Consider the following 21385-nt stretch of genomic DNA (forward strand, 5'->3'; position numbering starts at 1 on the left):
ATGTTCGAACCTGTGGTCGCCACGCTGATTACCTCCATGGCCCGCACCGTCACCGGCGCCCGCAGCCTGTGGCTGGGTTGCGCGCCCGTGCCGGTGCAACGCATCTACTTCGCCAACCACAGCAGCCACGGCGACTTTGTGCTGCTGTGGGCCTCGTTACCGCAAAACCTGCGCAAATTCACGCGCCCGGTGGCCGGCAGTGATTACTGGAATAAAAGCGCGCTGCGTCGTTACATCATCAACCGCGTGTTTAATGGTGTGCTGATCGACCGCGAACGCAAGGACCCTGTGGATAACCCTCTACAGCCTATGCTCGCTGCCCTGGAGGGTGGCGATTCGCTGATCATCTTCCCTGAAGGCACGCGCAATCCGGAGGACGGCTTACTGCCGTTCAAAAGCGGCCTGTACCACCTGGCAAAAAGTTACCCACAGGCCGAATTGATCCCCGTGTGGATCGCCAACCTCAACCGGGTCATGCCCAAGGGGCGCGTTTTGCCGCTGCCGTTGTTATGCACAACCAGCTTCGGTGCACCGCTGCAACTGGAAGACGGTGAAGACAAGGCGCTATTTCTAGCCCGCACACGCGACGCCCTGCTCGCCCTCGCCCCGGAGCATGTCTGACATGGATAGCCAAACCCTGATGCTGTTCGGCGGAATCGGCGCGATCCTGGTACTCGCCTCGCTGATCGGCCTGATCCTCAAACTGCGCATCCGTGGCACGCCGAACGCGGTGATCGACAACCTCAACGCCCGTATCAATGCCTGGTGGGTGATGGTGGTGGTGATCGGTATCGCCTTCTGGCTCGGCACCGGTGCGGTGATTCTGTTGTTCTACGCGGTGTCCTTCTACGCCCTGCGCGAGTTCCTCACCCTCACCCCGACCCGACGCAGCGACTACCCGGCGCTGGTGGCCGCGTTCTACCTCGCCCTGCCGCTGCAATACCTGCTGATTTATTCGGACTGGTACGGGCTGTTCTCGATCTTCATCCCTGTGTACGTGTTTTTGCTGCTGCCGATCCTCGCCTCATTGGGCGGCGACACCACACACTTCCTCGAACGTGCCTCGAAAGTGCAATGGGGCTTGATGATCGCGGTGTTCTGCGTGTCTTTCGTCCCGGCCCTGCTGACGTTGGACATCCCCGGCTACGAAGGCCGCAACCTGCTGCTGATCGCCTATCTAGTGATCGTCGTGCAACTCTCGGACGTGTTGCAGTACGTGTGCGGCAAGCTGTTCGGCAAACACAAGATCGCGCCCAACCTGTCACCGTCCAAAACCGTGGAAGGTTTTGTCGGCGGGATTCTGCTGTCCTCCCTGATCGGCGCCGCGCTGTGGTGGACCACGCCGTTCAACCCGTGGCAGTCGTTCCTGATCGCCTTGCTGATCAACCTGCTCGGCTTTGCCGGAGGGATCGTCATGTCAGCCATCAAGCGGGATCGGGGCGTTAAGGATTGGGGGCATATGATCGAAGGCCACGGCGGGATGCTGGATAGGCTGGATTCGGTGTGCTTCGCCGCGCCGATTTTCTTCCACCTCGTACGCTACTGGTGGACCTGACCACCAGCATTCTCAGCTCAATGGAGCGCTAAATGTGGGAGGGGGCTTGCTCCCGATGGCGGTGTGTCAGTCGCTGAAGATGTTGACTGATCCACCGTCATCGGGAGCTCGCCCACTCCCACAAAAGCCGCCGGACACCTGAAGGACATGGCCAACCTCATGGTCGACCGCTCGCTGGCATGCATGGGCGCTCACTAACCCCCCCATAAACATCCCGCCATACGGCGTATCGGCGTCATCTTTTGTATCAAAGACGCTGTAAGATACGCCGCACTTAGCCAGGGATGCTCACCATGTTCGATTCGCTCAAAGCCATCAGCCGTCGTGTTGTCGGCGTGTTTCTGACCGTGGTGGGGGCCGTTTTCGGCCAATGGCATCCTCCGCTATGGCTGCGTGCTATCGGCCGTGGCGTGGAAAAACTTGGGAGTAAAGCCCGTGCTTACCCGCGTCAAACGGGTGCCGGAGTGCTCGGGCTAGCACTGCTCGTGGCCGCTGGCTTCTACGGCTGGCACTGGTATTCCAATCTGCCGCAGCCGCATACCGCGAGCTACTCGCTGCACAAGCCCAACCTGACTGACTACACCCAGCCAACGCCAGTTGTGGATAACTTGCAAGTGCGCTTCGCCGAGTCCGTGGCGCCCCTTGCGGCCATCGGCAAACCCGTCACCGAGGGCATTACCCTAAAGCCCGAGGTCGCAGGCACCTGGCGCTGGGCGGATGACCGTAGCCTGTTGTTCGTGCCGGAGAAAGACTGGCCTATCGACGCCCATTACACCCTTGATCTGGCCAAGAAAAACCTGTTGGCAGATGGCGTATTGCTGGATCAGTACAGCACCCAGTTCTCCACCCAACCGTTCCGCGCCACCCTGGCCGCCAACGAGTTGTACCAGGATCCATCCAACCCGACGCTGAAGCAGCTGGTGGCGACCTTCCATTTTTCCCACCCTGTGGATGAAGACAGCCTGCGCAAGCACGTAACGGTGACCCTCGACAAAGGCCTGACCTACCGCGACGCCCAATTGCCAAATCGCCCGGAGATCACCTTCGACGAGAAAAAACTCAACGCCTACGTACGCTCCGCAGCCCTGGCCACCCCGCTGGAAAGCACCCCGGTCAGCGCCAAACTCGACGAAGGCATCAAGGCCCGCGATGGCGGCAACGCCAGCGCCGCATCGTTGGTGGCCAAAGTCACCGTACCCGGTCGCTATCGCCTGACATTTACGGGCGCCGAAATCAGCTTTGTGGATAACGAACGCGCAGAGCCAGAGCCTGTGCTGATGTTCAGCAGTTCCAGCGCTGTAGCCGATGACACCATCGCCGGTAAAGTCCAAGCCTGGCTGTTGCCGGAAAAAGCCCAGGACGACACCCGCCCCTATAACACCAATGAGATCGACGACGCCCTGCTCGCCCGCAGCACCAAGGTCAACCTGACCCACGTGCCCAGCGTCGAACCGCTGAACACCCTGCACGCCTTCAAGTTCAAGGCCCCTGCCGGACGTGCGCTGTATGTACGCGTGCCCGCTAACCTGGAGGCCATCGGCGGCTATCTGGCGAAGGATCCTACGGCGTCGCTGGTCAGCATGCCGGCGTATCCGCGCACCTTGCAGTTCCTGTCTGACGGCGCCCTGCTCAGCCTCACTGGCGAGAAACGCCTGGGCTTCATGGCCAGGGGAGTGCCCGGCGCCCACGTGGAAATCGCCCGCCTGTTGCCCAACCAGTTGCAACACTTGGTGGACCAGAGCAGCGGCAGTTTTGCGCGGCCGAACTTTGGCAATGAGTACTTCGATCGTATGGTCGAGCGTCAGTCTCTGGACATTCCTCTGTCATCCAATGACCCGGCCAAAACCGTCTACGACAACGTAGATTTGAGCCACTACCTCACCGCCAACGGCGGCCGTCGCGGCATTTTCGTGCTCAAGCTGAGCCCACAGGATGAACCGGCCGAGCGTACGTTCGAATATGAACGCAGCAGTACCAGCGACCTGCGGTTTATCGTAGTGACCGACCTCGGCATCATCGCCAAACGCTCCAGCGACGGCAGTCACGACGTGTATGTGCAGTCCATCGGTAATGGTTCGCCGGTGGCCGACGCGCAAGTCGACATCATCGGTCGCAATGGCTTGCCGGTGAGCAGCGGTCACACGGACGGCGAAGGCCATGTGCATTTCGCCAAGCTGGATGAACTGCGCCGTGAGAAAACGCCGCTTATGTATGTGGTCAGTCGCGGCAATGACCAATCGTTCCTGCCAATCGCCCGTCAGTCCCAGCAGCTGGATTTGTCGCGCTTTGATGTAGGCGGTTTGGAAGAAGACGGTGCGATTGATCGCCTCAGCGCCTACCTGTTTACCGACCGCGGCCTGTACCGACCCGGCGAAACCGCCCACCTGGGCATGATCGTGCGCAGCGGCAACTGGAAAGGCGCCTTGCAAGGTCTGCCGGTGGAGCTGCAAATCACCGACCCGCGCGGTCTGGAAGTGATTCGCCAGCCACTGAAGCTCTCCGCCAGCGGGTTTGAAACCTTTGATTTCCCCAGCAGCGAAGTGGCCCCAGCCGGGGAATACACCGCGACCTTGCAGTTGATTGGCCAGAAGCAAACGCGCACAGACCTGGGCAGTGTCAGCTTCAAAGTCCGCGATTTCGAGCCGGACCGCATGAAGGTCAGTTTGAGCCTGCACGACACGCCGGTGCAGGGCTGGATTCCCCCGGACCAAGTGGTGGCTAAAGTCACCGCCATGCACCTGTTCGGCGCCCCGGCCTCGGGCCGTCGCGTTACTGCAAAAATGTCACTGAGCCCGACGCTCGCGGCATTCGACCGTTACCCCGATTACCGCTTCCGCCTCAATGATTCCCTGGAAGACGCCAGCACCGAAGACCTGGCCGAAACAACCGTCGACGATAACGGCCAGGCCGTGCTCGACCTCAACCTGCAACGTTTCGCCAACAGCACCTATCGTTTGCAAGTGATGACCCAGGTGTTCGAGGCTGAAGGTGGCCGCAACGTGGCGGCGCAAAGTGCACTGCTGGTGTCGTCCGCGCCGTACCTGGTGGGTGTGAAAAGTCAGGATTCGCTGTCATACGTCGCTAAGGACGCCCCGCGCCAGGTGCAATGGCTGGCCGTCGCGCCAGACCTCACACCGCTTGCGGTGGATGGCTTGACCAGCGAAGTGGTCGAGCACCGTTATGTGTCGGTGCTGGTGAAGCAATCCAACGGCACCTACAAGTACGAGTCACGTATCAAGAACATCAGCCAACCGGCCTCACCGCTGGTGATGACCAAAGACGGCGCCAAGCAGACCCTGAACACCGGCACGCCAGGGGATTTCACTCTGCAACTCAAGGACGCCAACGGCAACCTGCTCAACCAGATCGACTACAGCGTGGCCGGGCGCGGCAACACCTCGCGCTCCCTGGAGCGTAACGCCGAGCTGCAACTGCGCCTGGATAAACGCAGCTACGCCACCGGTGATGAGATCGCCATCAGCATTCGCGCGCCGTACACCGGCGCGGGCTTGATCACCATCGAGCGCGACAAGGTCTACACCCAGCAGTGGTTCAAGGCAGACAGCACCAACAGCGTGCAACATATCCGCGTGCCTGCGGGCCTTGAGGGCAATGCCTACGTCAACGTGCAGTTCGTGCGGGACATCGGTTCGTCCGAGGTTTATATGAGCCCGCTTTCCTACGGTGTGGTGCCCTTCAGCATCAACCTGGACGCGCGGCGCATGGCACTGAAGGTCGACGGCCCGGCGAAGATCGAGCCGGGGCAGACCCTCGACATTAAGGTCAACACCGACCGCCCGGGTCGCGCCGTGATCTACGCGGTGGACGAAGGCATCCTGCAAGTAGCGCGCTATCAAACGCCTGATCCGCTGGGTTTCTTCTTCCAGAAGCGTGCGCTGGAAGTCGGCACCAGTCAGATTCTTGACCTGATCCTGCCGGAGTTCAGCCGCCTGCTCAGTGGGGCGGCGCCTGGAGGCGATACGGAAGGCGCCCTGGCCAATCTCCTCAACCCGTTCAAACGCAAACATCAGCCGCCAGTGGCGTGGTGGTCCGGGCTGGTGGATTTGCCGGTCGGTGAAACCGTGCTGCATTACCAGGTACCCGACAGCTTCAACGGCAAGTTGCACCTGTTTGCCGTCGCGGTGGATACCGACAGCGTGGGCGTCAGCGAGACCACTACCGACGTGCGCGGGCCGATCGTGATCACGCCCAACGTGCCGGCCTTCGTGGCGCCGGGGGATGTGTTCAACGTCAGCGCCGGGGTGTTCAGCAACCTCGACGCGGCAGCGGATGTGAAATTTGAAGTGCAGACCAGCGCAGGCCTCGTGGTGCAGGGCAACAAGGGCAGCACCTTGTCACTGCAACCGCGCAAAGAAGGCACTGCCGAATTCAAGATCAAGGTCGGCGACACCCTCGGTTCGGCAGACCTGCGCTTTGTCGCGGTGCTGCCGGATGGCAAGCGGATCCAGGTGGCGGAAACCACGTCAATCCGCCCCTTGAGCGAACACCGCGTCGCTCTGAGCCTGGGCCGTTTCGAGAGCGCCAGCAAAGAACTCAAGCCCACACGTGAACTGTTCAGCCAGCTGCGTGATGTGCAGTTGGGCGTGGCCGCCTCGCCGCTGGTATGGGCCAACGGCCTCAAGCATTACCTGGATGACTACGGCTATGCGTGCACCGAGCAATTGGTGTCCAAGGCCATGCCGGCATTGATCTGGGGCGGCACCGCACCCGAGGCTGAACAAGCCTTCAGCAGCGCGGTCCGCATGTTGCGCCAGCGTCAAAACCAGGCCGGTGGCTTTGGATTGTGGGCAGCCAACCCTGACGTGGCGCCGTACGCCAGCCTGTACGCCACTGATTTCCTGATCGAAGCCAAGGAGCGCGGGCTGCCGGTGCCGGAAGACCTGCTGGTGCGTTCCAACGCGTATCTGACAGACCTCGCCAACGGCCCGAGCGAAGGCCTGTCGGAATTGCGCAACCGTGCCTACGCCAGTTACCTGCTGAGCCGTCAGGGGATTCTGGTGAGCGGCGCCTTGAGCGATATACGCGAACGCTACGAGAGTTACTTCAAGGACAGCTGGCAGAACGACCTGGGCGCCGCCTACCTGGCTGCCAGCTACAAACTGCTCAAGCAGGATCGGCAGGCCGATACGCTGTTCCGCAAAATCCCGTGGCGTTCGCTTGTGGATAAGTGGGACAGCGACGGCCTGTACTACGACCCGCTGGTGCACGACGCCGAACACTTGCACCTGCTGGCGCGCCATTTCCCTGAACTGATGGATGACGTGCCCACGGCGCTACTGGATAAGCTCGGCAAACGCCTCAACGAGCAGCGCTACAATTCGCTGTCGGCGGCATTGTTGCTGCGCGCCCTGGACAACTATGGCCAGCGCGCGCAAAGCGACATGACCCTCAAGACCACCGCCTGGTTGGGCGATAAGCAGCAACAACTGCTGGAAATGGCCGGCCAGCCACCGCGCGCCGCCGTACCGCGCGCCACGCAGAAGCTGGTCATGGAAAAATCCGATGGCCCGGCAGCGTTCTACATGCTCAGCGAAGCCGGTTTTGATAAAGGCGCCAAGCTCAAAGCCATCAACAACGGCCTGGAAATCATCCACGAATACCTCGACCTCAAAGGCGAGCCGGTGAGTAAGGTAGCCGTGGGTGATGAGTTCCTGGTGCGCTTGCGCCTGCGGGCTACCGACCGTGACCAAGTGCAGCAAGTGGCCGTGGTCGACTTGCTGCCCGGCGGTGTCGAGCCTGTGTATAACTTGCCTCCAGAGCCGGAAGCCGCGAGCAGCGAGGAAAGCGAAGGCGAAGGCGAAGAATCCGAGTACGTAGAAGCCAGCGAAGAGGAAGCTGACACCTGGCAAGCCCCCATCGGCGAAACCGAGCTGAGCAACTGGCAGCCAGACTACGTGGATGTGCGGGATGATCGGGTGGTGTTGTACGGCACTGCGCTACGTGATGTAGGCACTTTCGTTTACCGCGTACGCGCCACCAACGCAGGGACGTTCAATACGCCACCGGCCTACGCCGAAGGCATGTACGAAACCACCCTGCAGGGACGCGGCAAAGTAGGCCAGCTTGAAATTACCAAGCCTTAAACGTCTGACGCCGCTGCTGGCAGCTGCGGCGTTACTGGCCGGCGTGCGGCTTTGGCCCCATGCGCCGCTGGAACAGGCCATTACCTCCTCCAGGGTCGTATTGGCCGATGACGGCTCGCTGTTGCGTATGACGCTGGCCCAGGACGGTCAATATCGCCTATGGCTACCACTGGAGCGCATTTCACCTTCATTGATTGAGGCACTGCTGCTCAAGGAAGACCGCAATTTCTACTGGCACCCGGGGATCAATCCCCCGGCGTTGCTGCGGGCGGCCATGGCCACCTACAGCGGAGGCCAGCGCCAAGGCGGCTCGACGTTGAGCATGCAACTGGCGCGGCGCCTGTGGGATCTCAACACCCGCCAAGTGCCCGGCAAATTGCAGCAGATGGCGTTGGCGCTGTGGCTGGAAGCGCGCTACAGCAAGCACGACATCCTTGAGGCCTACCTGAACCTGGCGCCCATGGGCGGCAATATCGAAGGCGCCGAAGCGGCCAGTCGCATCTACTTTGGCAAGGCGGCGGCGCACTTGTCGCTGTCCGAAGCGTTGGCATTGGCGGTAATCCCCCAACAGCCCGGCCGTCGAGCACGCTTCGGGCCTTCGCTGCAAAACGCCCGGCTGCGCTTGATGGCTGATTGGCGCGAGACTTATCCACAAGACCCGCGTAATGACAGTTTGCTGGACTTGCCCTTGGAAGCGCGCAACCGCCAGGAGATTCCTTTTTTGGCGCCACACTTGAGCGAGCAATTGCTGGCAGCTCAAGCCGGTAACGAGTTGAACAGCACGCTCAATCTGCCTTTGCAACAATTGCTGGAACGTCTGATCACCGGGTTTATCGCCGAACGGCGCAGCACCGGGGTGGAGAACGCCACCGCGATCCTGGTCGACAGCCGCGATCAGAGCGTCAAGGCGCTGGTGGGCTCAGCGGACTACTTATCCACAGACATCCATGGACAGGTGAATGGTGTGCTATCACGGCGCTCGCCGGGGTCTACGCTCAAACCGTTTCTCTATGGGCTGGCGCTGGACCAAGGGGTGATCCACCCCATGAGCATCCTCAAGGACTTACCGAGTAACTTCGGCTACTTCCAACCGGAAAACTTCGACGGCAGTTTTGTCGGCCCACTGACGGCCCGGGATGCGTTGATCCGTAGTCGCAATATCCCCGCCGTGTGGCTGGCCAGCCAGGTCAAGTCGCCTTCTCTATACGGCTTGCTGCAACGCGCCGGCATCAAAGGCCTGCGCGACGAAAGCCATTACGGCCTGGCCCTGGCACTGGGTGGCGGCGAGATGACCCCGGAGGAGCTGGCGCGGCTGTATGTGATGTTGGCGGGAGACGGGCATTTACGGCCGTTGCGCTACTTGCAGCAACAGCCGCAAACCACCGGCGTACAACTGCTCAGCCCGCAGGCCGCGTTTATGGTGCGCGACATGCTGCGCCGCAACCCACGCCCAGATGGCCTGCCCGGCCGCCATTGGCGAACCGCCTGGAAAACCGGTACGTCATGGGGTTTTCACGATGCGTGGAGCGCCGGACTGGTCGGACCGTATGTGTTGGTGGTGTGGGTGGGTAACTTCGATGGTCGGCCAAATCCAGCGTTTATTGGTGCCAAGACCGCCGCGCCGCTATTCTTCCGCATTGCTGACGCTTTGCCCCTGGCATTACCCAACGTCGCGATCAAAGCCGACAAGCCGCCCGCGGGGCTGGTGCGCATTGATGTCTGCGCTGCCTCCGGTGAGCTGCCCAACCGCTGGTGCCCGCAAACCCGCAAGACCTGGTACATCCCCGGCGTCTCGCCGATCCGCGTTTCCAACCTGCACCGCCCGGTGCTGATCGACACCCGCACCGGCAAAGCCGCGTGCCCGCCGTTCGATCCGCAATACACACGAGAGGACATCTTCGAGTTCTGGCCCAGCGACGTTCAACGCCTGTACCGAGCAGCCGGCCTGCCCCGCCGAACCCCGCCCAACGTGATGAAAAACTGCCAACCCAACCGCATCACCGACCAGAGCGAAGCGCCGCAGATTCGCTCGCCACTGACTCAGGTGAGCTACCAACTGCGCTTGTCTCAACCCCAGGAAAGCATCCCGCTGAACGCGAATGCGGCCAGCGATGCGGCGACGCTGTACTGGTTCGCTGATCAAACCTTGATCGGCCAAGGCCCGCCGCAAGCCACGCTGAACTGGAGGCCGGGTAAGTCAGGGGAATATCGGTTGCGGGTGAGTGATGATCAAGGGCGCAGCACGAGTCGGGGGTTGCGGGTGGAGTTTGTGCCTTAGGAGCAGTTGTCACCCTCAGCAAGCTCAACATAATTCGATTCCCCGCCTCCGGTCGCACCCGATAACCAACCCCATACAAAGCTCAGGCTGGTACGCCCAGACGTATCCACACTCACTGTGCCTCGCGACCAACCGGACAGCAGCTCACCGTCCAGCGTCAGGCACTGAAAAAGCAGCTCAATGGTATCGGCGCCGGTCACGCGACCGACTTGCGTCCCCGTGCGGATTCGGCCGCCTTGGTAGGTGCTGGATAGGGCATCACCGTCGACACGGTAATGAAACACCGTGCCGGTACCGGAAAGCCCATGGGTGTTATTCGCGACCACAAATCGGCGATTGTGCAAACGCTCGCCGAGGTGGGGAAAGGAAGATGGCATCAACGTGGCGTCCTTGCGTTGAAACCTGGAGACCCGATGGGCCTCCAGGTGAGCGAGGTATTACTCGACTGTCACCGACTTGGCCAAATTACGCGGCTGGTCTACGTCAGTGCCCTTGAGCACGGCCACGTAGTACGACAGCAGCTGCAGCGGGATGGTGTAGAGGATCGGCGACAAGGTGTCGTTGATGTGCGGCATGTTGATGACGTGGGTGCCTTCGCCATTGATCATGCTCGCCTTCTCGTCGGCGAATACCACCAGTTGGCCGCCACGGGCGCGTACTTCCTGCAGGTTGGATTTGAGCTTTTCCAGCAGTTCGTTGTTCGGCGCCACAGTGACCACCGGCATGTCGTCATCCACCAGGGCCAACGGGCCGTGTTTCAGCTCGCCGGCCGGGTAGGCTTCGGCGTGGATGTACGAGATTTCCTTGAGCTTGAGGGCACCTTCCATCGCCACCGGGTACTGCGCGCCACGGCCAAGGAACAGGGTGTGGTTCTTGTCGGCGAACAGCTCGGCGACTTTTTCCACGACGCTGTCCATGGCCAGTGCTTCGCCCAGGCGAGTCGGCAGGCGGCGCAATTCTTCCACCAAGGTAGCTTCAACACCTTCGGCCAGGGTGCCTCGCACTTGGCCCAGGGACAGGGTCAGTAGCAACAAACCAACCAGTTGGGTGGTGAAGGCTTTGGTGGAAGCTACGCCGATTTCGCGACCCGCCTGGGTCAGCAGGGTCAGGTCGGACTCACGTACCAAGGAGCTGATACTGACGTTGCAGATCGCCAGGCTGGCGAGGAAGCCCAACTCTTTGGCGTTGCGCAGCGCGGCCAGGGTGTCGGCGGTTTCGCCGGACTGGGAGATAGTCACGAACAGGGTATCAGGCTGCACCACCACCTTGCGGTAGCGGAACTCACTGGCGACTTCGACCTGGCACGGGATGCCAGCCAGGTCTTCCAGCCAATAACGGGCAACCATGCCGGCGTGGTAGCTGGTACCACAAGCGACGATCTGCACATTGCGCACTTTGGCGAACAGCTCGGCGGCCTGGGGGCCGAACGCGTTGACCAGCACTTGGCTCTGGCTCAGTCGACCTTCCAACGTGCGCTGGACCACGGCAGGTTGCTCGTGGATCTCTTTGAGCATGAAATGGCGGTATTCGCCTTTATCGGCCGCTTCGGCGCCGTCGCGGTATTGCACGGCTTCGCGTTCGACGGAATTACCGTTAACGTCCCAGATCGCCACGCTTTCACGGCGTATGTCGGCGATATCGCCTTCTTCCAAGTACATGAATCGGTCGGTGACCTGACGCAGGGCCAGTTGGTCGGAAGCGAGAAAGTTCTCGCCCAGGCCCAGGCCGATCACCAGCGGGCTGCCACTGCGGGCGGCTACCACACGGTCCGGTTGGCTGGCACTGACGACGGCCAGGCCATAGGCGCCGTGCAGTTCCTTGACCGTGGCCTTGAGGGCGGTGGTCAGGTCGCTGTGGTCCTTGAGCTTGTGATTGAGCAGGTGGGCGATGACTTCAGTGTCGGTGTCTGAGGTGAACACGTACCCCAGGCTCTTGAGCTGTTCGCGCAGCACTTCGTGGTTTTCGATGATGCCGTTGTGCACCACGGCCAGGTCACCGGAGAAGTGCGGGTGGGCGTTGCGTTCGCACGGTGCGCCGTGAGTGGCCCAGCGGGTGTGGGCAATCCCCAGGCGACCTACCAGCGGTTCGCCGGCCAGGGCCTGTTCCAACTCACTGACCTTGCCCGGGCGACGCATGCGCTCAAGCTTGCCGGCGTTGGTGAAGACGGCCACGCCGGCGCTGTCGTAGCCACGGTATTCAAGGCGCTTGAGGCCTTCGATCAGAATGGCGGTAACGTTACGTTCGGCGACTGCGCCAACAATTCCACACATGGTGCTTCTCCTAGATGATTGCCGCGCATATCAGCGTAATGCCGCGGGCTTGGATCTGGTCGCGGGCCTCAAGCGGCAGGCGATCATCGGTGATAAGGGTATGGACGCTGCTCCAGGGCAGTTCCAGGTTGGGAATTTTGCGGCCGATCTTGTCGGATTCGACCATCACCACCACTTCACGGGCGACCTCGGCCATCACACGGCTCAGACCCAGTAATTCGTTGAAGGTGGTGGTGCCACGCTGCAGATCGATGCCGTCGGCGCCGATGAACAATTGATCAAAGTCGTAGGAACGCAACACCTGCTCGGCGACCTGGCCCTGGAACGAGTCCGAATGCGGGTCCCAGGTGCCACCGGTCATCAACAGCACCGGCTCGTGTTCCAATTCGCTCAAGGCGCTGGCTACGTGCAGGGAGTTGGTCATGACCACGAGTCCGGGCTGGTGGCCCAGTTCCGGGATCATGGCGGCGGTGGTGCTGCCGCTGTCGATGATGATGCGGGCGTGTTCCCGCAAACGCATCACGGCAGCACGGGCGATCGCACGCTTGTAGGCCGAGATCGGTTGGGCAGGATCGCCTACCAGTTCCTGAGGCATGGTGATCGCACCACCGTAGCGGCGCAGCAACAGGCCGTTACTTTCTAGGGCGGCCAAGTCCTTGCGGATAGTGACTTCGGAGGTTTCGAAACGCTTGGCCAATTCGTCCACGCTGACTTCGCCCTGTTCGTTGAGCAAGGTCAGGATGTTGTGGCGTCGTTGGGGTGTATTTCGTTTCGACATGGTATTGATAAGTTTCGTTTCGAAAGATAACGAAGGCAATCAAAACCTATTAGGACTATATCGTCAAGCGTCTGGAACAGATTCTTCAAACAACGCAGGCTAAATGTGGAAGGGGGCTTGCCCCCGATTGCAGTAGATCAGTCGACTAGAACATTGACTGAAAATCCGCCATCGGGGACAAGCCCCCTCCCACATTTGGATAGCACTGCTGATGAGGCTGTGGATAACTCAGGTCTTTTTGATTTTGACCGGGCGTTTCCAGCCGTCGATATTGCGTTGGCGGGCCCGAGCTACGGCCAGTTGGGATTTATCCACATCCTGGTTGATGGTTGAGCCTGCGGCAGTATTCGAACCATCACCGATCGTCACTGGCGCAATCAGCGAGTTATTCGAGCCAATGAATACGTCCTCGCCAATAGTGGTCTGGTACTTGTTGGCGCCGTCGTAGTTGCAGGTGATTGCGCCAGCGCCGATGTTGCTGCGAGCACCGATCACCGCATCGCCGAGGTAGGCAAGGTGGCCGGCCTTTGCGTCGTCGCCCATTCGTGCATTTTTCAGTTCGACGAAGTTGCCGACATGCGCCCTGGCCCCCATCACAGTGCCCGGACGCAACCGAGCAAACGGGCCAGCATCGCTGCCCTCGCCCATCACCGCGCCGTCGATATGGCTGTTGGCCTTGATCACCACGCCCTTGCGCAGGGTGCTGTCCTTGATCACGCAGTTCGGGCCGATGACTACGTCGTCTTCGATGATTACGCGACCTTCGAGGATCACGTTGATGTCGATTAGCACGTCGCGCCCCACGGTGACCTCACCGCGTACGTCAAAACGCGCAGGGTCGCGCAGGGTCACGCCCTCAGCCATCAGGCGGCGACCTTCTCGCAGTTGGTAGTGACGCTCCAGTTCGGCCAACTGCTTGCGGTCGTTGGCGCCCTGCACTTCCATAGGGTCGTGGGGCTGCTCGGTAGCTACCCGCAGGCCATCGCTCACGGCCATCTCAATCACGTCGGTGAGGTAGTACTCACCCTGAGCGTTGTTGTTGGACAGACGGCTCATCCAGTCGGCGAGCTTGTTGCCAGGGACGGCGAGAATACCGGTATTGCCTTCAGTGATGGCACGTTGGGCCTCGCTGGCGTCCTTGTGCTCAACGATGGCCGCGACCTTGCCATCGGCATTGCGCACGATGCGTCCGTAGCCGGTGGGGTCTTCCAGCTCCACGGTGAGCAGGCCCATCTGACCAGGCACTACGTGCTTAAGCAGGCGTTGCAGGGTTTCCACTTCGATCAGCGGCACGTCGCCGTAGAGGATCAGCACGGTGTCAGCGGTAATGAACGGCACAGCTTGCGCGGTGGCGTGGCCGGTCCCCAGTTGTTTGTCCTGCAATACGAAATTCAGGTCATCCGCAGCCAAGCGCTCACGCACTGCATCGGCACCGTGGCCGATCACTACGTGGATGCGTTTTGGGTCCAACTGCCGGGCGCTGTGGATAACATGACCAAGCATGGAGTTGCCGGCCACCGGGTGCAGCACCTTGGGCAGGGCCGAGCGCATGCGGGTGCCCTGGCCTGCGGCGAGAATGACGATTTCAAGAGACATGAATGGCTACCAATCCTGGACGGTCCGGCTTCAGACCAAAGATGTGTTTTGCTAAAAAAGAAAAAGGGTAGCCGAGGCTACCCTTTTTAATCAATCGCGCATAAGCATCACGGCGTAGCCGCTTACTTCTTGCGGATCTGCTGGAGCGTGCGCAGCTGGGCTGCAGCCTCGGCCAGACGTACAGCAGCAGCGCTGTAGTCGAAGTCCGCACCCTTTTCGTTCAGGGCCTTCTCAGCAGCCTTGACGGCTTCCTGAGCGGAGGCTTCATCCAGATCGCCAGCACGTTGCACGGTGTCGGCAAGTACCTTGACCATGTTCGGCTGAACCTCAAGGAAACCACCGGAGATGTAAAACACCTCACGTTCCCCGCCTTGCTTGGTCAGAGTGATCGGACCTGGCTTCAAGCTGGTGATCAACGGCGCGTGGCCCATGGCAATACCCAGGTCACCGAGTTCGCCGTGTGCAATCACCATTTCTACCAGACCGGAGAAGATTTCCCCTTCCGCGCTGACGATATCGCAATGGACTGTCATAGCCATCTGATTGCCTCAACCTGATGAGCGCCCGTTTCCGGGCGCCTGGATTACAGTTTCTTGGCTTTCTCGATCGCTTCTTCGATGCCGCCGACCATGTAGAACGCTTGTTCTGGCAGGTGGTCGTAGTCACCGTTGAGGATGCCTTTGAAGCCAGCAATGGTGTCTTTCAGGGAAACGTATTTACCCGAAGCACCGGTGAAGACTTCAGCCACGAAGAACGGCTGCGACAAGAAGCGCTGGATCTTACGAGCACGGTTTACCAACTGCTTGTCGGCTTCCGACAGCTCGTCCATACCCAGGATCGCAATGATGTCCTTCAGTTCTTTGTAACGCTGCAGCACGTACTGAACGCCGCGAGCGGTATCGTAGTGCTCCTGGCCGATCACGTTCGGGTCCAGCTGGCGCGAAGTCGAGTCGAGTGGATCGACCGCTGGGTAGATACCCAGGGAAGCGATGTCACGGGACAAAACGACGGTGGCGTCCAAGTGGGCGAAGGTGGTCGCAGGCGATGGGTCGGTCAAGTCATCCGCAGGTACGTATACCGCTTGGATCGAAGTGATCGAACCTTCCTTGGTCGAAGTGATACGTTCTTGCAGAACGCCCATCTCTTCAGCCAGGGTCGGCTGGTAACCTACTGCGGAAGGCATACGGCCCAGCAGTGCGGATACTTCAGTACCGGCCAGGGTGTAACGGTAGATGTTGTCGACGAACAGCAGAACGTCGTTACCTTCGTCACGGAACTTCTCGGCCATGGTCAGGCCAGTCAGTGCTACGCGCAGACGGTTTCCCGGCGGCTCGTTCATCTGACCGTAAACCAGTGCCACTTTGTCCAGAACGTTGGAGTCCTTCATCTCGTGGTAGAAGTCGTTACCCTCACGAGTACGCTCACCCACACCGGCGAACACGGAATAACCGCTGTGCTCGATGGCGATGTTACGGATCAGTTCCATCATGTTTACGGTCTTGCCTACACCGGCACCACCGAACAGACCGACTTTACCGCCCTTGGCGAACGGGCAAACCAGGTCGATAACCTTGATGCCGGTTTCCAGCAGGTCGTTGCCGCCAGCTTGTTCCGCGAACGAAGGTGCTGGACGGTGAATGCCCCAGCGCTCTTCGGTGTCGATCGGACCAGCTTCGTCAATCGGGTTGCCCAGTACGTCCATGATCCGGCCCAGAGTCGCTTTACCGACCGGTACGGAGATGGCTGCGCCAGAGTCGATTACGTCCAGACCGCGCTTCAAGCCTTCGGTGGAACCCATCGCAATGGTACGAACTACGCCGTCGCCCAGCTGCTGCTGAACTTCCAGAGTAGTTTCCGCGCCTTGTACTTTCAGCGCGTTGTAGATGCTCGGTACGCTGTCGCGTGGAAATTCCACGTCGATAACGGCGCCGATGATTTGAACGATACGTCCGCTACTCATAGCTGGATCCTCTGAATATTTGAACCGTTAAACCGCGGCAGCGCCGCCGACGATTTCCGAGATCTCTTGGGTGATCGCAGCCTGACGCGCCTTGTTGTAGATCAGCTGCAAATCGCTGATCAGATCACCGGCGTTATCGGTAGCGTTTTTCATCGCGATCATCCGCGCCGCTTGTTCAGCTGCGTTGTTCTCGACCACCGCCTGGTACACCTGCGACTCCACGTAGCGCACCATCAAGCCGTCAAGCAGCTCTTTGGCGTCTGGTTCGTAGAGGTAGTCCCAGTGGTGCTTGAGTTCCTGATCCGGAGTCGCCACCAGTGGAATCAATTGCTCCACGGTTGGCTGCTGGGTCATGGTGTTGATGAACTTGTTGGATACCACGGAGAGGCGGTCAATCCGGCCTTCCAGGTACGCATCCAGCATCACCTTCACACTGCCGATCAAATCATTGATCGACGGCTCTTCACCCAGGTGGCTGATAGCTGCAACGACGTTACCGCCGAAGTTACGGAAAAAGGCCGCACCCTTGCTACCAACAACACACAGATCGATCTCGACGCCGTTTTCGCGGTTTACCGCCATGTCCTTGACCAGGGCCTTGAACAGGTTGGTATTCAAACCACCGCACAAACCACGGTCACTGCTCACTACCACATAACCCACACGCTTAACTTCGCGGTCGATCATGAACGGGTGGCGGTATTCCGGGTTGGCGTTGGCCAGATGCCCAATTACCTGGCGGATACGCTCCGCATAAGGACGGCTAGCAGCCATGCGCATTTGTGCCTTGCGCATTTTGCTTACCGCCACTTTTTCCATGGCGCTGGTAATTTTTTGCGTGCTTTTGATGCTCGCAATCTTACTGCGAATCTCTTTTGCGCCTGCCATGTAACACCTATCAGGTTAGCAAGCGGGAGCCTTGCGGCTCCCGCTGCGGCTTACCAGGTTTGGGTGGCCTTGAACTTCTCGATACCGGCTTTCATGCCAGCGTCGATATCGTCATTGAAGTCACCCTTCACGTTGATCTTCGCCATCAATTCGGCGTGATCGCGGTTGAAGTAAGCAATCAGCGCTTGTTCAAAGCTGCCGACCTTGGCGATTTCAACGTCGGTCAGGAACCCACGCTCAGCGGCATACAGCGACAACGCCATGTCAGCGATCGACATTGGGGCGTATTGCTTCTGCTTCATCAGCTCGGTAACGCGCTGACCATGCTCAAGTTGCTTACGGGTCGCTTCGTCCAGGTCAGAAGCGAACTGGGCGAATGCCGCCAATTCACGGTACTGAGCCAGAGCGGTACGGATACCACCGGAGAGCTTCTTGATGATCTTGGTCTGAGCGGCACCACCCACACGGGATACCGAAACACCGGCGTTCACTGCAGGGCGGATGCCCGAGTTGAACATGGCCGATTCCAGGAAGATCTGACCGTCGGTGATGGAAATCACGTTGGTCGGAACGAACGCGGAAACGTCGCCAGCCTGGGTTTCGATGATCGGCAGAGCGGTCAGGGAGCCGGTTTTGCCGGTCACTGCGCCGTTGGTGAACTTCTCTACGTACTCTTCGGAAACGCGGGATGCACGCTCCAGCAGACGGGAGTGGAGATAGAACACGTCGCCTGGGTAAGCTTCACGGCCTGGTGGACGGCGCAGCAGCAGGGAAATCTGGCGGTAAGCCACTGCTTGCTTGGACAGATCGTCATAAACGATCAGCGCGTCTTCACCGCGGTCGCGGAAGAATTCACCCATGGTGCAACCGGAGTACGGTGCCAGGAATTGCAGCGCAGGAGATTCCGAAGCACTGGCAGCCACGATGATCGTGTTGGCCAGGGCGCCGTTTTCTTCCAGCTTGCGAACCACGTTGGCGATGGTCGATTGCTTCTGACCAATAGCTACGTAGACGCAGAAAATGCCGCTGTTCTTCTGGTTGATGATCGCGTCGATCGCCAGAGCGGTTTTACCGATCTGACGGTCACCGATGATCAGCTCACGCTGGCCACGGCCGACAGGGATCATGGCATCGACAGCCTTGTAGCCAGTCTGTACAGGCTGGTCTACCGACTTACGCCAGATCACGCCTGGAGCAACTTTCTCGACCGCGTCGGTCTCGGTGTTGCCCAGTGGACCTTTACCGTCAACAGGGTTACCCAGTGCGTCGACTACGCGACCCAGCAGTTCCTTACCAACCGGAACTTCCAGGATGCGGCCTGTGCACTTGGCGCTCATGCCTTCAGCCAGACTGGTGTATGCGCCCAATACAACGGCACCTACGGAGTCTTGCTCCAGGTTGAGGGCCATACCGTAGACGCCGCCCGGAAACTCGATCATCTCGCCGTACATAACGTCGGCCAGACCGTGAATCCGCACGATGCCGTCAGATACGCTGACGACAGTGCCTTCGTTACGGGCTTGGGAGGTCACATCGAGCTTGTCGATGCGGCCCTTGATAATTTCACTTATTTCGGAAGGATTGAGTTGCTGCATTGCTCTGCTGCCCCTTCAAACTCAAGATTTCAATGCTTCGGCAAGATTCGCGAGTTTGCCGCGAATCGAGCCATCGATAACCAGGTCGCCGGCGCGAATGATGACACCACCAATAAGGGTGGCATCCTCCGCAACTTGCAGGCGCACTTCCCGGTCGAGTCGTGCACTGAGAACCTTGGCGAGTTTGTCTTGCTGTTCTTGGTTCAATGCAAAAGCACTGGTGACTTCAACGTCTACCGATTTCTCTTGCTCGGCCTTGTACAGGTCGAACAGAGCGGCAATCTCCGGCAGAAGCAGGAGACGGTCGTTTTCGGCAACGACGTGCAAGAAGTTCTGCACTTTCACATCAAACTTGTCGCCGCACACTTCAATAAAAGTGGCGGCCTTGTCTGCGCTCGTCAGTCGCGGGGCCTTGAGCACGCGCTGCATGGTGTCGTCTTGCGACACTGCTGCAGCCAGGCCGAGCATGGCTGACCAAGAGGCCAGCTGCTGGTGGGCCTGGGCGTGCTCGAAGGCTGCCTTAGCGTAAGGTCGGGCCAACGTGGTCAATTCTGCCATGATCGCCCTCGCTTAAATTTCAGCAGCCAGTTTGTTAACCAGCTCCGCGTGCGCGTTTTGATCGATTGTGGCACCCAGGATCTTCTCAGCACCGCCGACGGCCAGAGCACCCAGTTGGGCACGCAACGCGTCTTTGACACCGTTCAGTTCCTGCTCGATCTCGGCCTGAGCCTGAACCTTCACACGGTCAGCGTCGATACGGGCTTTTTCAACAGCCTCTTCAACGATCTGGTTACCGCGTTTCTTGGCTTGCTCAATGATTTCGGCTGCTTGAGCTTTCGCTTCGCGCAGTTGTTGACCCGCTTTATCTTGGGCCAACTCCAGGTCGCGAGCTGCTCGTGCTGCAGCGTCCAGTCCATCCGCGATCTTCTTCTGACGTTCGTGCAGAGCTGCGATGACCGGAGGCCATACGAACTTCATGCAGAAAACGACAAAAATCAAGAACGCTAAGGACTGACCAATAATGGTTGCATTAATGTTCACGCCAATACCTCGCTCATTCGTTGCACAACACACCAATCACTCGAAAAGACGAGTGATTAACCGGCGAGTTGACCAACGAAAGGGTTCGCGAAGGTGAAGAACAGAGCGATACCAACACCGATCATGGTCACGGCGTCGAGCAGGCCGGCGACGATGAACATTTTAACTTGCAGCATTGGAACCATTTCTGGCTGACGCGCTGCGCCTTCCAGGAATTTGCCGCCCAGCAGGCCGAAACCAATGGCAGTACCCAGGGCGCCCAGGCCGATCAACAGTGCAACAGCGATAGCGGTTAGACCAACTACAGTTTCCATCTTTCCTCCCGACTTTTACGTCGTATGGTTTAGGTTTTTTAGATTTTAAAGCGGTAAAACAAATCGTTTCATAGCCCTGGTGGGCCACCTTCCCGTTTCACCGGGAAGGACATCAGACTAGTCGAGACTGGTCTTAATGGTTCTCTTCGTGCGCCATCGACAGGTAGACGATGGTCAGCATCATGAAGATGAAGGCCTGCAGGGTGATGATCAGGATGTGGAACACAGCCCACGCCCACTGCAGAACAATGCCCAGGCCGCTAAGCCAGAGCAGGCCGCTGCCGAACATCACAGCGATCAGAATGAACACCAGCTCGCCGGCATACATGTTGCCGAACAGTCGCAGGGCCAGGGAGATCGGCTTGGCGATCAGGGTCACGAATTCCAGCAGGAAGTTCACCGGGATCAGCAGGGCTTGAACAAAGATGTTCTTGCTGCCGAACGGGTGCAGGGTCAATTCGCCGATGAAGCCGCCGATGCCCTTGATCTTGATGCTGTAGAAAATGATCAGCGCGAATACCGACAGGGCCATGCCCAGGGTAGCGTTCGGGTCAGTAGTCGATACGGCACGGAATGGAATGTGCGGGTCGCCGGAAATCGCCATGGCCAACTGAGGAATCCAGTCAACCGGGATCAAGTCGACGGCGTTCATCAGGAACACCCAGACGAAGATGGTCAGTGCCAACGGTGCAATCACCGGGCTACGGCCATGGAAGCTGTCTTTCACGCTGCCATCGACGAATTCGACCAATACTTCAACGAAGTTCTGCAAAGCACCTGGCTGACCGGAAGTCGCCTTCTTCGCCGCCATGCGGAAAATTAGGACGAAGATCAGACCCAAAGCGACCGACCAGCCCAGAGTATCCAGGTGGAAAGCCCAGAAGCCCATTTCTTTGGCTTCTGCTGCGGAGTGGGCAAAGCCCCAGCCGCCGTTGGGAAGCTGACCGAAGGTCAAGTTCTGCAAGTGGTGCTGGATATAGCCCGAAGCGGTTGTTTCTGCCATGGT

At 59.5% G+C, this 21385-nt stretch carries 16 protein-coding genes; 4 read left to right on the plus strand and 12 right to left on the minus strand.

The window, feature by feature from the left end:
- The 4 genes from ACEN2T_RS09490 (at window position 1) to pbpC (ending at window position 9937) form a co-directional block, all read left to right on the plus strand.
- A complete protein-coding gene (locus ACEN2T_RS09490) occupies window positions 1-621 on the plus strand; it encodes a lysophospholipid acyltransferase family protein (RefSeq protein ID WP_032885179.1) in 621 nt (206 codons plus the stop codon).
- 1 nt (window position 622) lies between these two features.
- A complete protein-coding gene (locus ACEN2T_RS09495; protein WP_442116604.1) occupies window positions 623-1555 on the plus strand; it encodes a phosphatidate cytidylyltransferase in 933 nt (310 codons plus the stop codon).
- A 293-nt stretch (window positions 1556-1848) separates the two neighbouring features.
- A complete protein-coding gene (locus ACEN2T_RS09500) occupies window positions 1849-7659 on the plus strand; it encodes an alpha-2-macroglobulin (protein ID WP_442116605.1) in 5811 nt (1936 codons plus the stop codon).
- On the plus strand, window positions 7640-9937 hold the full coding sequence (gene pbpC / locus ACEN2T_RS09505) for a penicillin-binding protein 1C (protein WP_442116606.1): 2298 nt from the start codon (window positions 7640-7642) through the stop codon (window positions 9935-9937). The genes ACEN2T_RS09500 and pbpC overlap by 20 nt, the downstream gene beginning before the upstream one ends.
- Here pbpC and ACEN2T_RS09510 read toward each other — a convergent pair.
- The 12 genes from ACEN2T_RS09510 to atpB all read right to left on the minus strand — a co-directional run bounded on the left by ACEN2T_RS09510 (window position 9934) and on the right by atpB (window position 21382).
- A complete protein-coding gene (locus ACEN2T_RS09510; RefSeq protein ID WP_095185265.1) occupies window positions 9934-10314 on the minus strand; it encodes a hypothetical protein in 381 nt (126 codons plus the stop codon). The genes pbpC and ACEN2T_RS09510 overlap by 4 nt on opposite strands.
- A gap of 60 nt (window positions 10315-10374) precedes the next feature.
- Entirely contained in the window at window positions 10375-12207 is a 1833-nt protein-coding gene (glmS, locus tag ACEN2T_RS09515; protein WP_032885169.1) for a glutamine--fructose-6-phosphate transaminase (isomerizing), read from the minus strand.
- A 10-nt stretch (window positions 12208-12217) separates the two neighbouring features.
- Window positions 12218-12985, minus strand: coding sequence for a DeoR/GlpR family DNA-binding transcription regulator (locus tag ACEN2T_RS09520; RefSeq protein ID WP_024078249.1), 768 nt, complete (start codon window positions 12983-12985; stop codon window positions 12218-12220).
- 228 nt (window positions 12986-13213) lie between these two features.
- On the minus strand, window positions 13214-14581 hold the full coding sequence (gene glmU, locus ACEN2T_RS09525) for a bifunctional UDP-N-acetylglucosamine diphosphorylase/glucosamine-1-phosphate N-acetyltransferase GlmU (protein ID WP_442116607.1): 1368 nt from the start codon (window positions 14579-14581) through the stop codon (window positions 13214-13216).
- A 122-nt stretch (window positions 14582-14703) separates the two neighbouring features.
- Entirely contained in the window at window positions 14704-15120 is a 417-nt protein-coding gene (locus tag ACEN2T_RS09530) for a F0F1 ATP synthase subunit epsilon (protein ID WP_032885166.1), read from the minus strand.
- A 44-nt stretch (window positions 15121-15164) separates the two neighbouring features.
- Window positions 15165-16541 carry a F0F1 ATP synthase subunit beta gene (atpD, locus tag ACEN2T_RS09535; RefSeq protein ID WP_003177062.1) on the minus strand — a complete coding sequence of 459 codons (1377 nt, stop codon included), beginning with the start codon at window positions 16539-16541 and terminating at the stop codon, window positions 15165-15167.
- A gap of 27 nt (window positions 16542-16568) precedes the next feature.
- Window positions 16569-17429 (minus strand): F0F1 ATP synthase subunit gamma, encoded by an 861-nt coding sequence (gene atpG / locus ACEN2T_RS09540; protein WP_010565870.1) that lies wholly within the window; start codon window positions 17427-17429, stop codon window positions 16569-16571.
- Between the two features lie 50 nt (window positions 17430-17479).
- On the minus strand, window positions 17480-19024 hold the full coding sequence (gene atpA / locus ACEN2T_RS09545) for a F0F1 ATP synthase subunit alpha (RefSeq protein ID WP_003177064.1): 1545 nt from the start codon (window positions 19022-19024) through the stop codon (window positions 17480-17482).
- Window positions 19025-19045: 21 nt separating this feature from the next.
- The gene (locus tag ACEN2T_RS09550) at window positions 19046-19582 is read right to left on the minus strand and encodes a F0F1 ATP synthase subunit delta (RefSeq protein ID WP_032885165.1); all 537 of its coding nucleotides are present in this window, start codon (window positions 19580-19582) and stop codon (window positions 19046-19048) included.
- Window positions 19583-19594: 12 nt separating this feature from the next.
- Entirely contained in the window at window positions 19595-20065 is a 471-nt protein-coding gene (locus ACEN2T_RS09555; RefSeq protein WP_008439543.1) for a F0F1 ATP synthase subunit B, read from the minus strand.
- A gap of 56 nt (window positions 20066-20121) precedes the next feature.
- Window positions 20122-20379 carry a F0F1 ATP synthase subunit C gene (gene atpE / locus ACEN2T_RS09560; RefSeq protein WP_002555987.1) on the minus strand — a complete coding sequence of 86 codons (258 nt, stop codon included), beginning with the start codon at window positions 20377-20379 and terminating at the stop codon, window positions 20122-20124.
- A gap of 133 nt (window positions 20380-20512) precedes the next feature.
- Window positions 20513-21382, minus strand: a complete 870-nt coding sequence (atpB, locus tag ACEN2T_RS09565; protein WP_017736231.1) for a F0F1 ATP synthase subunit A — start codon at window positions 21380-21382, stop codon at window positions 20513-20515.
- Between the last annotated feature and the right edge of the window lie 3 nt (window positions 21383-21385).

Source organism: Pseudomonas sp. W22_MBD1_FP4 (genome assembly GCF_052113765.1).
Classification (GTDB): domain Bacteria; phylum Pseudomonadota; class Gammaproteobacteria; order Pseudomonadales; family Pseudomonadaceae; genus Aquipseudomonas; species Aquipseudomonas sivasensis.